The sequence below is a fragment of the Microbacterium sp. ARD31 genome (genome assembly GCF_031844425.1).
In genome coordinates, this window is sequence record NZ_JAUZVE010000019.1 from 135,781 (window position 1) to 150,003 (window position 14,223).

At 73.2% G+C, this 14,223-nt stretch carries 12 protein-coding genes and 1 pseudogene; 8 read left to right on the forward strand and 5 right to left on the reverse strand.

Translation table 11 applies throughout. The features are described 5' to 3' along the window. Positions 1-30: 30 nt before the first annotated feature. Positions 31-930: a glycosyltransferase gene (locus Q9S36_RS31000; protein WP_311288679.1), complete on the reverse strand. Its 900-nt coding sequence runs from the start codon at positions 928-930 to the stop codon at positions 31-33. 51 nt (positions 931-981) lie between these two features. On the opposite strand from Q9S36_RS31000, the gene Q9S36_RS31005 reads away from it, so the two are divergent. Beyond that, a complete protein-coding gene (locus Q9S36_RS31005) occupies positions 982-2,274 on the forward strand; it encodes a hypothetical protein (protein ID WP_311288680.1) in 1,293 nt (430 codons plus the stop codon). Beyond that, positions 2,267-3,031, forward strand: a complete 765-nt coding sequence (locus tag Q9S36_RS31010) for a glycosyltransferase (protein ID WP_311288681.1) — start codon at positions 2,267-2,269, stop codon at positions 3,029-3,031. Before Q9S36_RS31005 ends, Q9S36_RS31010 begins: the two co-directional genes overlap by 8 nt. On the opposite strand, the gene Q9S36_RS31015 is transcribed toward Q9S36_RS31010, so the two are convergent. From Q9S36_RS31015 to Q9S36_RS31030, 4 genes are all read right to left on the reverse strand, one after another. After that, positions 3,028-3,897, reverse strand: coding sequence for a glycosyltransferase (locus Q9S36_RS31015; RefSeq protein ID WP_311288682.1), 870 nt, complete (start codon positions 3,895-3,897; stop codon positions 3,028-3,030). The genes Q9S36_RS31010 and Q9S36_RS31015 overlap by 4 nt on opposite strands. Positions 3,898-3,919: 22 nt before the next feature. Continuing rightward, on the reverse strand, positions 3,920-4,306 hold the full coding sequence (locus Q9S36_RS31020; protein WP_311288683.1) for a DUF2304 domain-containing protein: 387 nt from the start codon (positions 4,304-4,306) through the stop codon (positions 3,920-3,922). After that, the gene (locus Q9S36_RS31025; RefSeq protein WP_311288684.1) at positions 4,306-4,992 is read right to left on the reverse strand and encodes a glycosyltransferase family 2 protein; all 687 of its coding nucleotides are present in this window, start codon (positions 4,990-4,992) and stop codon (positions 4,306-4,308) included. The genes Q9S36_RS31020 and Q9S36_RS31025 overlap by 1 nt, the downstream gene beginning before the upstream one ends. A gap of 76 nt (positions 4,993-5,068) precedes the next feature. Further along, on the reverse strand, positions 5,069-6,991 hold the full coding sequence (locus tag Q9S36_RS31030) for a hypothetical protein (RefSeq protein WP_311288685.1): 1,923 nt from the start codon (positions 6,989-6,991) through the stop codon (positions 5,069-5,071). A gap of 112 nt (positions 6,992-7,103) precedes the next feature. On the opposite strand from Q9S36_RS31030, the gene Q9S36_RS31035 reads away from it, so the two are divergent. From Q9S36_RS31035 to Q9S36_RS31060, 6 genes and pseudogenes are all read left to right on the forward strand, one after another. Continuing rightward, entirely contained in the window at positions 7,104-7,832 is a 729-nt protein-coding gene (locus Q9S36_RS31035; protein WP_311288686.1) for a TIGR03936 family radical SAM-associated protein, read from the forward strand. A gap of 336 nt (positions 7,833-8,168) precedes the next feature. After that, positions 8,169-11,390, forward strand: a complete 3,222-nt coding sequence (locus tag Q9S36_RS31040; RefSeq protein ID WP_311288687.1) for an Rne/Rng family ribonuclease — start codon at positions 8,169-8,171, stop codon at positions 11,388-11,390. Between the two features lie 198 nt (positions 11,391-11,588). Next, positions 11,589-11,891 carry a 50S ribosomal protein L21 gene (gene rplU / locus Q9S36_RS31045; protein ID WP_311288688.1) on the forward strand — a complete coding sequence of 101 codons (303 nt, stop codon included), beginning with the start codon at positions 11,589-11,591 and terminating at the stop codon, positions 11,889-11,891. A gap of 44 nt (positions 11,892-11,935) precedes the next feature. After that, a complete protein-coding gene (gene rpmA / locus Q9S36_RS31050) occupies positions 11,936-12,190 on the forward strand; it encodes a 50S ribosomal protein L27 (protein ID WP_056602771.1) in 255 nt (84 codons plus the stop codon). A 117-nt stretch (positions 12,191-12,307) separates the two neighbouring features. Then, the gene (obgE, locus tag Q9S36_RS31055) at positions 12,308-13,873 is read left to right on the forward strand and encodes a GTPase ObgE (protein ID WP_396653876.1); all 1,566 of its coding nucleotides are present in this window, start codon (positions 12,308-12,310) and stop codon (positions 13,871-13,873) included. Then, positions 13,863-14,223, forward strand: a pseudogene (locus Q9S36_RS31060) (glutamate 5-kinase); the annotation flags it as partial. The gene obgE and the pseudogene Q9S36_RS31060, both read left to right, overlap by 11 nt.

A 14,223-nucleotide genomic window follows, 5' to 3' on the forward strand; every position in this document is an offset into this window, starting at 1 on the left:
GGCCGCTCCGCGTATCGGCGGAGGCGGCGCTCACGCCTGCGCGCGGCCCTCGCGGCCGGTCACCCCGGCACGCAGCCCGGCCGCTGCCGCGGCGATCCGGGGACGGCGCCCCGGGACGAGGACGGTGACGATGCCCAGGTGGCGCACGGCCTTCCAGACGGCGTGCACCGCCCAGCCCCGGTGCCTGCGGCCGTGGCGGCGCAGCAGCCGGACGAGGTTGCGCCACTGGTAGTAGTAGCGGAAGTCGGCCGCCACCACGAGTGCGGGGCCACGTCGCACGGGTCCCTCGTGCGCGCGTCCGAGCCGATGGCCGATCCGGGTCCCGGGGGCGATCACGCACGCGTAGCCCGCGTCGAGGGCGCGGAGGTAGAAGTCGGTGTCGACGCCGTCGATGAAGAGCGCCTCGTCGAAGCCGCCGACCTCCTCGAGCACCGCCCGGGGCACCAGGAGCCCGGACTGGATCGGCTCACCCCCCACCAGCACGTCGCCCTCCTGCCGCGCCGACATCCGGCCGATGGACTCCACGGACGCCGGGGCGACCATCCCCACGCGGACACCGTGGTCGCCGGCCGAGCGGTACGCCGCGACCAGCTCGGCGACGTACCCCTCGTCGAGCCGGCTGTCCTGGTCGAGGGTGAGCACGAAGTCCGGTGCGTGCCCGGCCAGGGCACGCACACCGGAGTTCAGCGCGGCGCCGATGCCCCGGTTCGCGTCGTGGCGCACGACGCGGGCCCCGGCGGCGACGCACTGCGCCAGCAGCTCCTCCGTGTGGGGCCCCGGACCGGCCTCGTCGAGGACGAGGACCACCTCGTCGACCTGGGGCAGCACGCTCCCGAGCCCGGCCACGAGGTCCGCCCCGGGCTGGAACACCGGGACCACGCACCCGACCCGCGAACCACCTGCTGTCCGGCCGTCCGGCCCGTCGCTCATGGCTCCACGGTGGGCGTCGGCGGGGGAGGCACTGCGATAGGCTAGCCGACGATGTCCGAGCCAGTCCTGTCGCCCGCTCGGGACCGCCGGGACGCCGGACGAGCAGGCCAGGTCGCCCTCGCCTCGCTCCTCGGAGCCCTCGTCAGCTACGTCGTCCTCTGGCTCGGCGCCCGCACCCTCAGCAAGCCCGACAACACCGTCCTGCTGACCTTCTTCTCGATCCTCTTCGCCGTCTACGGCGTGCTGTCCGGGGTCGCCACGGAGACCACCCGCTCGGTGGCGACGGGCATCCGCGACCGTCGCACGGTCGGCCCGCCGGTGTGGGTGGCCGGAGCGGCGGTGGCGGTGGTCGCGGGCGCGCTCGTGCTGGCTCTGTCGCCGTGGTGGCAGCCTGAGGTGCTGCACCGCACCTCGCCCGTGCTCGTGGCGGTGCTGGTCGCCGCAGCGATCGGCTACGCGTTCCACTCGGTCGTCGTCGGCTCGCTCGTCGGCAGCGGCTGGTGGCGCGAGTCCGCCGTGGTCCTCGCCACCGACGCGCTGTGCCGGCTGGCGCTGTGCCTGCTCGTCGTGCTCGTGGTCGGCGCGTCGACCACGCTGCTCGCGGCCGCCACGGCGGGTGGTGCCGTCGCCTGGCTGCTGGTGCTGCTCGCGATGCCGCACGTGCGTGACGCACTGCGACGGCGTACGGACTCCGCCCCGGCCGCGCTCGCGCGCCGCATGTCGGCCTCCGTGCTCGCGCAGGCCGCCAGCGCCATCCTCATCGTCGGCTTCCCGGCACTGCTCTCGGTGACCACCAGCAGCGCCGACTTCCGCAACAGCGCGCCGCTCCTGCTGGCGATCTCGCTCACCCGTGCGCCCGTGCTGATCCCGCTGAACGCCGTGCAGGGGCTCGTCGTGTCCCACCTGGTCCACGCGCCGTCGGTGGGCGTCCGGCTGGTGCTGCGCGCGGTGGCCGTGGTCACCGTGGTGACCGCCGTCGGCGGCGCGCTCGCGTGGCTCGTCGGGCCGTGGCTGATGGGGACGCTCTTCGGCGATGCCTACCGCATCGACGGCGGGGTGCTCGCCGGCCTGACCGTCGGCGCGTGCGCCATCGCGGCCCTGACCCTCTCCGGTGCCGCGACCCAGGCGTCGTCGGCCCACACCTGGTTCCTCGGCGGCTGGGCGCTCGCCGCCCTGGTCGCGTTCGCGGTGCTGCTGGCGCCCGGGTCGATCGAGCAGCGCTCCGTGACGGCGCTGGTCGCCGGCCCCGCCGCCGGGCTCCTGGTGCACGCCGTAGGGTTCCTGCGGGCGGTGTCCCGACGCGGCCGCCGGCGACAGGAGGAGGGTGTGGCCCACGATGGCTGAGCGCCCCTCCGTGTCGGTCGTGATGGCGACCTACAACGGTGCCGCCTACGTCGAGGAACAGCTCGCCTCCGTCCTCGAGCAGCTGCGTGCCTCCGACGAGGTCGTCGTGGTCGACGACGCGTCGACCGACGCCACGGCCGACGTGGTGGCCGGGCTCGACGACCCGCGCGTGCGGCTGGTCAGGTCCCCGGCCAACCGCGGCTACGTCCGGACCTTCGAGGCGGCGATCCGGGAGTCGTCCGGCGAGGCCGTGCTGCTCGCCGACCAGGACGACGTGTGGCTGCCGCGTCACGTCGAGGTCCTCGTCGACGCGCTGCAGGAGCACCGCGTGGCCGCCAGCAACCTCCGGGTCCTGGGCACCGGCGCCGGGCTGCAGGGTCCCTCGGGCAAGCCGGGGTGGGAGCTGCGTGCCGCCGACTCGGACCGCCGGCTCGCCAACCTGGCCGGCCTGCTGGCCGGGGTGCGGCCCTACTACGGGTGCGCGATGGCGGTGCGCCGCGACGCCCTCGACGTCGCCCTGCCCTTCCCCGCCTGGCTGGACGAGTCGCACGACCTGTGGCTGGCGGCGTACGGCAACCTGGCGGGCAGCATCGCCCACGTCGAGGAGCCGACCGTGCTCCGCCGGCTCCATGCCGACAACCAGACGCCGGTGCGGCCGCGTGGCGTGCTGCCGGCGGTGCGCTCGCGACTGATGCTGCTGCGGGCGGTGGTCGAGCTCAGGCGCCGGATCTCGCGGAGCGCGCGGACCGGTCGCTAGCCGGCGAGGGCGTGCCGGGCCAGGCCGCGCAGCGACGCGAGGTCGCGCCGGCGGGCGGCACCCGGCACCAGCGAGAGTGCGTGCAGGCGGGAGGTGAGCCGCCGCCGTCCGGCCCGGGCGGCCCGCGACCAGCCGCGGGCCTCCATCTGCGCGACCGCGTCGGCGTAGTAGCGACGGTCGTCGGCGAGACGGGTGCCGGTGGCGAGGGTGAGCGCGGAGGCGCTTCCGCCGTGCCGGCGGTAGGAGAAGCACGGCGTCGGGTCGAGGACGAGCGACTCGCCGGCGGCGACCATGTCGATCACCAGCGCGAGGTCCTGGACGATGGGCAGGCCCTCGCGGAACTCGTGGCGGCGCACCGCGTCGGTGCGGAAGACGAGGGACGGCCAGTAGAGCCAGTTGCCGGTCAGCAGACTGGCGGCGAGGTCCTCCCCGGCGAGCACGACGGGTCCGTCGGCGGCCGGCCGGATGCGTGCCTTGACCCGGTCGGCCAGCGGGTGGACCTCCACGCCCTCGCCGTCGACGACGCGCACGCCCGGCTGGATGATCGCGGCCTCGGGGAAGCGGCGGTGGGCGGCCAGGACGGTCTCGACGAAGGTGGGCCCGAGCAGGTCGTCGCACCCGAGGAACATCATCAGCTCCTCGGTGGCGAGGTCGCGGCACAGCTCGTAGTTGGCCGTGATGCCGATGTTGGTCTCGTTGCGGCGGTAGGTGATGCGCGGGTCCGGCTCGTGGGTGTAGCGCTCCGCGACCGACGGGTCGGGGTAGCAGTCGTCCACGATGGTCAGCGACCAGCTCGGGTCGGTCTGCGCACGGACGCTCTCGACGGTGGCGTGGAGCAGGCCCGGATCCCCCCAATAGGGGAGCATGATGTCCAGTCTCATACGGGTCTCAGGTCGCCCGGGGCGCCTCGTCCTCCGTGCGCGGGCGGGTGCCCTCGAGGCCGTAGCGCTCGGCCGCCTCGACGAGGGCGATGCGGCGCGCCAGGCGGTGCAGTACGTTGCGGGACCGCTGCTCGGCGAGGTACTGGCTGACGACGTAGAACCCGAAGGACAGGGCCAGCACGTAGAGCACGAGGTCGGTGCCGCGACCCACGCCCACCGCCTGCGCGATGCGACCCACGAGCAGCGGGTCGAGCACCGCGACGACAGTGATGAACATCAGCAGCAGGAAGGCGAGCTTCTTGCTGGCGCTCACCCGGTGGCTGCCGCTGCCGCGCAGGCCGAGGAAGGCGAGCGCGACGGTCGAGGCGATCATGAGGACCTGGACGATGACCATCAGCCGCTCACCTTCCGCAGCAGGGTGTCGACGGCGATGTTGACGGCGTTGAGCACCGGCTGGCCCTTCTGGACGCTGTACTCGGTGTAGTCGATGGTCACCGGCGCCTCGACGTAGGTGTAGCCGTTGCGCGAGATGAGCTCGATGATCTCGCTCGCGTGGGTCATGTCGGGAGCGGTGATCTCGATGGTGTCGGCCACGTGGCGGTTGAACGCGCGCAGCCCGTTGTGCGCGTCGGTGAGCTTGACCCCCGACGTGAAGTTGGTGAACCGCACGGCCATCTTGAGCACGGCCTTCTTGAGCGTCGACATGCCCTCGGTGCGCCCGCGGAACCGCGAGCCCAGGACGATGTCGACGTCGGCGGTGTCGAGCAGCTCCAGCATGGCGAGCGCGTCGTCGACGCGGTGCTGGCCGTCGGCGTCGAAGGTGACGAACTTCTCGACCCCGGGCAGCAGGCGGGCGAACTCGATGCCGGTCTGGAGGGCAGCACCCTGACCCATGTTGATCGGGTGGTCGACGAGGTAGCCGCCGGCCTTGACGATCTCGGACGCCGAGGTGTCCTTGCTGCCGTCGTTGACGCAGACCACGACCGGGCAGTGCTCGAGGATCTCCTTGATGACCCCGCCGATGACCTGCGCCTCGTTGTAGACGGGCACGACGAAAGCCACGTTCTCCACCCGTTTCACCCGCAGGACGATACCGCAGGGGCACGCCACCGGGCGAAGTGAGGAATCGGCCCGCGGCCGCCGGGGGAGTGCCCGCTCAGCGGTCGAAGAAGTCCCTGCGGCCCACGACGTCGTACGTCGCCGGGTCCGCGACGCAGTCCCTCGCCAGCTTCTTCGCGAGGCGCTCGGGGTCGTGCCTGGTCAGCACGGTGACCCCGCCGTTCCAGGACGTGATTGCCCAGCAGAGCCCGGCGGGGTCGCGCGAGTTCATCGTGTAGGCCGGGAACCGGATCGGGTCCGCGATGCCGTACGCGCCCGCCTCGAGCAGCCAGAAGTTCGTCTGGCTGTCCTCGCCCTCGCCGCCCGGCGGGCCCCAGTAGGAGGACACCACGGTCTTCGGGTCGACGGCCATGATGTCGAACATCTCGTCGTAGACCGCGTCCAGGTTGCTGTCGTGCAGCCGGACCGGCGTGAGCACCCCGGAGACGCTCACCGGCCGCACGGGCGCGCTGAGCTGGAAGAACAGCGCGTAGGCGATGCTCAGGGCGAGCACCGCCCCGCTGCCGGCCCACAGCCGGCGGGAGATGCGGGCGAAGAACGGGTAGGTCTCGGCGAAGGCGACCAGCGCCGCGACGGTCAGCGCGATCCACGCGAACTTGATCGGGTAGTAGCCCCAGAACGGCAGGTCGGAGGACTGCCGGGCGCGGCCGAGCTGGAACAGGACCAGCCCGGCGGCCACGAGGGCGACCCAGAAGCCCCACTGCAGGTCGGCGTCCACGCGCCGGTACAGCACCACGAGGCCGACCGCGGCCACCACGACGACACCGATGAGCCAGTCCTGGTCGAGCGGCGGGTGGGCGCCGTCGGCGCCGGGGACGCCGCCTTGCGCGGTGAGGTCGCGCAGGGTCACCAGCACGCCGTACGCCAGGGCGCCGAGCAGGGCGGCGAGGGGGAGCAGGAGGGTGCGTCCGGCGTGGCGGAGGGTACGTCGCTGGCGCACCACGGCCGCGACGAGGAGGAAGGCCGGGATGAGGAGCGTCGGGCCCCAGGCGATCGCGGCGGCCCATGTGGCGAGGACCAGGCCGGTCACCGCCGTGACCGCGTGGCGGCGCTGCTCGGTCCAGCACAGCCAAGTGAGCGCGAGCATCAGCATGCCGGGCGTGGCGTTCTGGTAGCCGTAGGAGAAGACGTAGCCGCCGATGCACCACAGCCACGGGATCAGGCCGGCCGCGACACCGGCGGCGACTCGCTGCGGGGACCCGGCGGGCAGCCGCCGGAGCGCCATCATCGAGCCGAGCACGCTGAGGAGCGCGACGAGGGCCAGCATCATCACGCCGGCGCCCGTCACCATCTGGCGCACGGCCTCGGACCGCGAGTCCAGGTCGAGGCCGGGTGCGGCCCAGCTGCCGTGGAGGACGGTGGCCAGCGGGGCGCCGTTGCCCTGCGAGCGCAGCAGGCCCCCCTGCTCCACGAACTCGCGGTTGAGGATCATGTTGTTGGCCGAGTCGCCCTGCATCGACCAGCCGATCCAGCTGTTCGCAGCCGTGGCGGCGGTCCAGCCGAAGTAGCCGGCCAGCACGAGCGGGACCAGCCCGATGGACACCAGGTCGCGGACCCGGGGCCCGTACCAGGTGCCGGCGGGCAGCCGGGCGAGCAGCGCCACGTGCACCAGCGCCCACACGCACCAGGCGATCGCGCTGTCGGTCGCCAGCGACCAGCCGACGTGGGGAGCGAACCACGACACCACGACCTGGAGCACCGTCAGCGCGAGCAGGACGACCGCCGTCGAGAGGTGCCAGCCCACGCGCGGGGCGTGCGCGGCGATCGAGACGCCGACAGTGACGGCCACGAGGGGGAGGGCGGAGTCGAGGCCGGCCGAGGCGACCACGGACGCCAGCACCACGAGGATGAGGACCATGGGCGTCACCACGCTCCCGCCCGGGCGCGTGCCGAGGCGGGTGCCCAGACGGGTGCCGGGGCGGCTGCCCGGGCTCCTGCGGCCCTCGGTTGCGAGCGTCACGACGTGCTCCCCCTTGTCTCCATCGATCCGGAAGGCTACAAGTTCGCGCCGTGCGGCCCCGCTTCGGCGGCACGCGGTCACGCCCGACGGCACGTCCGACTACCGTGGCGCCGTGCCACAGCAACAGCCCGAGCAGCAGGCCCCGCCGGTCCAGCGCCTCCGCGTGCGCTACGCCAAGCGCGGCCGCCTCCGCTTCACCAGCCATCGCGACTTCAGCCGCGCCTTCGAGCGTGCGGTGTTCCGGGCGCGGGTTCCGATGGCGTACTCCTCCGGCTTCAACCCGCACCCCCGGATCTCCTACGCCGGCGCCGCGCCGACGGGCTCGGCCAGCGAGGCGGAGTACCTCGAGCTCGCGCTCGCCGAGGTGGTCGTCCCCGCCGACGTCCACGCGATGCTCGACGAGGCCCTCCCGCCGGGCCTCGACGTGCTCGAGGTGGTCGAGTCGCCGGGCGGCTCGCTCGCCGACCTGCTGGAGGGCAGCCGCTGGCGCATCGACCTCGCGACCGACCGCACGACCACGACGGCGGCCGTCGAGCGGTTCCTGGCCGCCGACGAGGCGCTCGTGGAGCGGATGACGAAGAAGGGCATGCGGGAGTTCGACGCGCGGGGCGCCGTCGTCTCGCTCGTCGTCCTTCCCGAGGACGACGAGGCGCCGGGACGTACGTCGCTCGACGTGGTGCTGCGGCACGGCACCCCGGCGGTCCGGCCCGACGACGTGCTGCGCGGCCTCGAGGCCGTCGCGGGCCTGGCGGCCGGCGAGTCGCCCCTCATGACGCGCCTCGCCCAAGGTCCGCTCCTCGCGACCGGCGACCTCGGCGACCCGCTGGCGTCCCGCGCATAGGGCCTCGTGCGGCGGGGTGTGCGATACTCGCCACGTTCGACGCCCCGACGACCGTCGGGATCCGTCGAGCCGACGACGTTCTCGCCGGTCACCTCTCGCACCTGGGGGAGTGCCCGGCACCCCGGACGGGTGGACGTCACCGGACCGCGACGCGGCCTCCGGGGTCGGTGACAGCGACTCCGAACGGGCCCGGCGACCGCGGCAGGTGACCGACAGCCACCGGTGACGCACACGCGGAGGGTGTCGCCGCCACTGAAGCTTTGCGCCCCCGCGATCGCTCCCGCGAGACCGGTGGACGCCGTATCCGGCACCGTGACGGTGCCCGAGGAGCACCACATGCTCGATTCCGACCAGCCCGACAGCACCACCGACGCCGCCACCGAGGCGGCTGCTCAGCCAGCTGCCGAGGCGCCGCCCGCCCCGGCCGCTCCCGTGGTCACCCGGCGCACGCGCAAGGCCCCCGCCAAGAAGGCCGCGGCTGCCCGGCCCGCCGCCGAGCCCTCCGCCGAGCCCTCCGCCGAGCCCGACGCTGCCGCCGCCTCGGCGGAGCCGTCGAGCGAGGCCCCGGCCGCCAAGAAGTCGACCGCGCGCAAGGCCCCTGCCAGGAAGACCGCCGCGAAGAAGACCGCCGCCAAGAAGGCCACCGCGGCCGAGCCCGCCGCCGATGCTCCCGCCGAGGTTCCCGCTGACGTGCCCGCTGAGGCAGCCACCGAGGCGCCCGCGAAGAAGACGGCCGCCCGCAAGACGGCCAAGGCCCCCGCGAAGCGCGCGGCCAAGAAGGCCGCTCCGGCGCCCGAGCCCACCGCCGAGGACGACGCCGCGCCGGCCGACGGCGCGACCGACGCCGACACCGGCCACGCCGTGCTGTTCCAGGCGCCTGTGGTCACCACCACCCGTCGTACCCGCAAGAAGGCCGCCCCGGCTCCCGCCGACGAGGCAGCGCCCATCGAGGAGTCCACCGACGCTGTCCCGGACCCGGCCGACGAGGCTGCGGCGCCCGCGAAGAAGTCCGGCTCGAGGTCCAGGAAGTCCGGCAAGGCTGCGAAGAAGGTCGCCGAGCCCGAGGCGGTCGACGCCGACGCGAGCACCGAGGACGAGGCGGCCGAGGTCGCGACCGTGGCTGAGGACACCGCCGAGGACACCGCCGAGACCACCGAGAGCGGCTCGGACCAGGACCAGGACCAGGACGAGACCCAGGACCAGGACGAGACCCAGGACCAGGACACCGACGGCGAGGGCGGTCCCGCCCGGCGCCGCCGTCGGCGTGGTGGTCGTCGGCGTCGCAAGTCCTCCGACGGCTCCTCCGACTCCCAGGGCGAGGCAGGAGCCGACGGCGACGGCGAGACCGACGACGCGTCCTCCTCCGACTCCCAGGGGGAGGCCGACGCCCCGGGCGGGGAGGCGGACTCCGCGGACTCCGGCGAGGGCAACGGCGAGGGCACCTCGCGACGGCGTCGCCGCCGCCGTCGTGCCGGCGAGGAGGGCGGCTCGGACGACGACGACCCGAACACCGTCACCCGGGTGCGCAGCCGCCGTTCCGCTGAGGACCAGATCACCGCGGTCTCCGGCTCCACGCGCCTCGAGGCCAAGAAGCAGCGTCGCCGCGAGGGCCGCGAGGCCGGCCGCCGCCGCGCCCCCATCGTCAGCGAGGCGGAGTTCCTGGCCCGGCGCGAGTCCGTGGACCGCGTGATGGTCATCCGGCAGCGTGAGGACCTGACCCAGATCGGCGTCCTCGAGGACCGGGTGCTCGTGGAGCACTACGTCGCCCGCGAGTCCCAGACCTCGCTGATCGGCAACGTCTACCTCGGCCGCGTGCAGAACGTCCTGCCCTCGATGGAGGCCGCCTTCATCGACATCGGCAAGGGCCGCAACGCCGTGCTGTACGCCGGTGAGGTCAACTGGCAGGCGCTGGGCCACAAGGAGGGCTCGCCGCGCAAGATCGAGTCGGTGCTCTCCAGCGGCCAGATGGTGCTGGTGCAGGTCACCAAGGACCCCGTCGGCCACAAGGGCGCCCGTCTGACCAGCCAGGTGAGCCTGGCCGGCCGCTTCCTGGTCTACGTCCCGGACGGCACCACCTCCGGCATCTCCCGCAAGCTCCCCGACACCGAGCGCAACCGGCTCAAGACGCTCCTGAAGGAGATCGTCCCCGACACGGCCGGTGTGATCGTGCGGACCGCGGCCGAGGGCGCCAGCGAGGAGGAGCTCACCCGCGACGTCGAGCGGCTCAAGGCGCGCTGGGAGGACATCGAGAAGAAGTCCGCCAACAAGGGCTCCGGCCCCCAGCTGCTCTACGGCGAGCCCGACCTGACGCTGAAGGTCGTCCGCGACCTGTTCACCGAGGACTTCTCCAAGCTCGTCATCGAGGGCGACGACGCCTGGGAGACCGTCCGCGGGTACGTCGAGTCCGTCGCCCCCGACCTCGCCGAGCGCGTCGAGAAGTACGAGCGCAACGGCGCCGGCGACGTGTTCTCCACCTACCGGATCGACGAGCAGATCCACAAGGGCCTCGACCGCAAGGTCTGGCTCCCCTCGGGCGGCTCGCTGATCATCGACCGCACCGAGGCGATGACGGTCGTCGACGTCAACACCGGCAAGTTCACCGGGTCCGGCGGCAACCTGGAGGAGACGGTCACCAAGAACAACCTCGAGGCGGCCGAGGAGATCGTGCGACAGCTCCGGCTGCGCGACATCGGCGGCATCATCGTCGTCGACTTCATCGACATGGTCCTGGAGTCCAACCGCGACCTCGTCGTGCGCCGCCTCGTCGAGTGCCTCGGCCGGGACCGCACCCGCCACCAGGTCGCCGAGGTCACCTCGCTCGGCCTGGTGCAGATGACGCGCAAGCGGATCGGCACCGGCCTGCTCGAGGCGTTCAGCGAGAACTGCGAGCACTGCCACGGCCGCGGCGTGGTCATCAAGGACCAGCCCGTCGACCCCGGCGCGAAGTCCGAGGAGGGCGAGGGCCGGCGCGGCAGCCGCCGACGGGGCCGCCGCGGCGCCGAGGGCAACGGCGGGAACGGCAACGGCGGCAACGGCGACAAGCCGGCCGAGCACCACGCCCCGTCGCCGAAGGACGTGGCCGCGATGGCCCGCCAGGAGAAGCCCGCCGAGGAGACCCCCGAGACGGACGCCCCGGCCGAGACCCCGGCCGAGACTCCCGCTCACGAGGCGCAGGTCGACGCGGCGCCGCAGGTGGCTGCCGATGGCGGCACCACGACCGAGGCCGAGCCCGAGACCGAGCCCGACACCGCCCCCGCCGAGCCCGAGAAGCCGCGGGTGGTGACGCGTACGCGTCGGCGCTCCGCCAGCCGTCCGGCCGGCCCGCCGTCCCTGCCCGAGACCGACGCGGTCGCGGCGTCGACGTCGGGCGTGGCCGGCACGCTGCCCGCGTCCGGGGCCGTGGAGCCCGGGGTCGTGGACGTCGAGCCCGGCGTCGGGACGCCCCTGGCCGACGCCGCCGAGGGGGAGGCCGGCCACGCCGACGGGACGGACGCCGCGTCGGAGACCCACAGCGTGGAGCACGTGCCGATCAAGAAGAAGGGCTCGCGCAAGCGCTGAGCTGCGGGCCAGTGAGGGTGGCCGGACGTCGTTTTGCCCGGTCGCCACCCGATCCCGTAGTCTTGACCCTCGGTGTTCGAGCACCGACCCTGCGCGCCCGCCCCGCGGCGTACCTCGCCGAAGTCAAGGCGGTGTCGTGCGCAGGCCCGAGTACAAGTCCTGAGTTTTTTCGCAGTCTGACGAGGAGAGTGAGTCGCCGTGTACGCAGTCGTGCGCGCTGGCAGCAAGCAGCAGAAGGTTGCCGTGGGCGACGTCATCAACATCGACAAGACCGAGGCCGCCACGGGTGACACCCTGACGCTGCCCGTCGTGATGGTCGTCGACGGCGAGAAGGTCACCGCGACCGGCCTGGACAAGGCCTCGGTGACCGTCGAGGTCACCGGCGCCGCCAAGGGCCCGAAGATCATCATCCAGAAGTACAAGAACAAGACCGGCTACAAGAAGCGCCAGGGTCACCGCCAGAAGTACACCCAGGTCAAGGTCACCGACATCTCCCTCTGAGCGCTCGCTCGAGGTCGACCACGTCTCTTCAAAAGGACTGAACAATGGCTCACAAGAAGGGTGCTGCGAGCACCAAGAACGGTCGTGACTCCAACGCGCAGCGCCTCGGCGTGAAGCGCTTCGGCGGCCAGGTCGTCGGCGCCGGCGAGATCATCGTCCGCCAGCGCGGCACGCACTTCCACCCGGGCACCGGCGTGGGTCGCGGCGGCGACGACACCCTGTTCGCCCTGCAGGCCGGCGCCGTCGAGTTCGGCACCCGCCGCGGTCGCAAGGTCGTCAACATCGTCCCGGGCGAGTGACGTCACCGCGACACTGATCCACTTCTGCGAAGGGCGTCCCTGTCTGGGGGCGCCCTTCGTGGGTTTCGAGGCTCGCTCCGCTCGCACCTCAACCACCGAGAAAGTCCAAGGATTCTGATGGCCATCCCCACGTTCGTCGACCAGGCCACGCTGCACCTCGCGGCGGGGCGCGGTGGCAACGGTGTCGCGTCCGTCAAGCGGGAGAAGTTCAAGCCGCTCGGCGGCCCCGACGGGGGCAACGGCGGCCAGGGTGGCTCGATCATCCTGCAGGTCGACACGAGCGTCACGACCCTCGTCGACTACCACCACAGCCCCAAGCGCAAGGCCGAGAACGGCGGCCAGGGCGCCGGTGACCACAAGAACGGCGGCAACGGCAAGGACCTCACCCTGCTCGTGCCCGACGGCACGCTGGTCAAGGACACCGACGGCAACGTGCTCGCCGACCTCGTCGGCCACGGCACCACCCTCGTCGTCGCCCAGGGTGGTCGCGGCGGCCTCGGCAACGCCGCGCTGGCGTCGTCGAAGCGCAAGGCGCCCGGGTTCGCGCTGCTCGGCGAGCCCGGCGACGAGCTCGTCGTACGCCTCGAGCTGAAGGTCGTCGCCGACATCGGGCTCGTCGGGTTCCCGAGCGCCGGCAAGTCCTCCCTGATCGCCGCGATCTCGCGGGCGCGGCCCAAGATCGCCGACTACCCGTTCACGACCCTCGTCCCCAACCTCGGGGTGGTCACGGCGGGGGAAACCACCTTCGTGGTCGCCGACGTGCCGGGCCTGATCGAGGGTGCGGCCGAGGGCAGGGGACTCGGGCACGACTTCCTGCGCCACATCGAGCGCTGCGCGGCGCTCGTGCACGTGGTCGACACGGCCTCCATCGAGCCGGGCCGCAACCCCCTCGACGACCTCGATGTCATCGAGGCCGAGCTGGCGCGCTACGGCGGGCTGGAGGACCGGCCCCGGCTGGTCGCGCTGAACAAGGTCGACGTGCCCGACGGCCAGGACATCGCCGACATGGTCGTCGAGGAGCTGCGCGGTCGTGGGCTGCGCGTGTTCGAGGTGAGCGCCGCATCGGGCGCCGGGCTGCGCGAGCTGACCTTCGCGATGGCCGAGATCGTCGTGGCGTCCCGCGAGGCGGCTCCCGAGGTCACGCCCGAGCGGATCGTGCTCCGGCCGAGGGCCGTCGACGGCGGCGACGACTTCGACGTCGTGGCCACGGACGAGGGCTGGCGGGTGCGCGGCACCAAGCCGGAGCGCTGGGTGCGGCAGACCGACTTCAGCAACGAGGAGGCCGTCGGCTTCCTCGCCGACCGCCTCAACCGTCTCGGCGTCGAGCAGAGGCTGGCGCAGATGGGTGCCCAGGAGGGCGACGCGGTCCTCATCGGCAGCGACGCCAACTCGGTGGTCTTCGACTTCAAGCCCAGCATCGAGGCGGGTGCGGAGATGCTCGGGCGCCGCGGCGAGGACGAACGGCTCCGGGAGTCCCGCCCGGCCCGCGCCCGGCGTCGCGACATCGACGAGGCGATGGAGACCAAGGCCGAGGAGGAGGCCCGCGCCGACGTGGCCCGCAGGCTCGACCAGGACCGCAGGAAGAAGGGGCCCAACCGCAGCTCGGGCAGCTCGGGCGTGGGTCCGATGGCCTACGAGATCGGCACCGCCGACGACCCCGACTGGGACGGCAGTGACGACTGACCGCACGGCCCTGGTCGCCGGTGGCCGGCGCATCGTCGTCAAGGTCGGGTCGTCGTCGCTGACCACCGCGGCCGGCGGCATCGACCCGGCGCGCGTGCGCCAGCTGGTCGAGGTGCTCGCCGCGACCCGCGACGGTGGTGCCGAGCTGGTGCTGGTCTCCTCCGGCGCGATCGCGGCGGGGCTGGCCCCGCTGGGCCTGTCGAAGCGCCCTCGGGCGCTGGCGACCCAGCAGGCGGCCGCCTCGGTCGGCCAGGGCCTGCTGGCCCACCGCTACCAGGAGGAGTTCGCCCGGCACGGCATCGTCACCGGCCAGGTGCTGCTGACCGTCGACGACGTCACCCGGCGCGCCC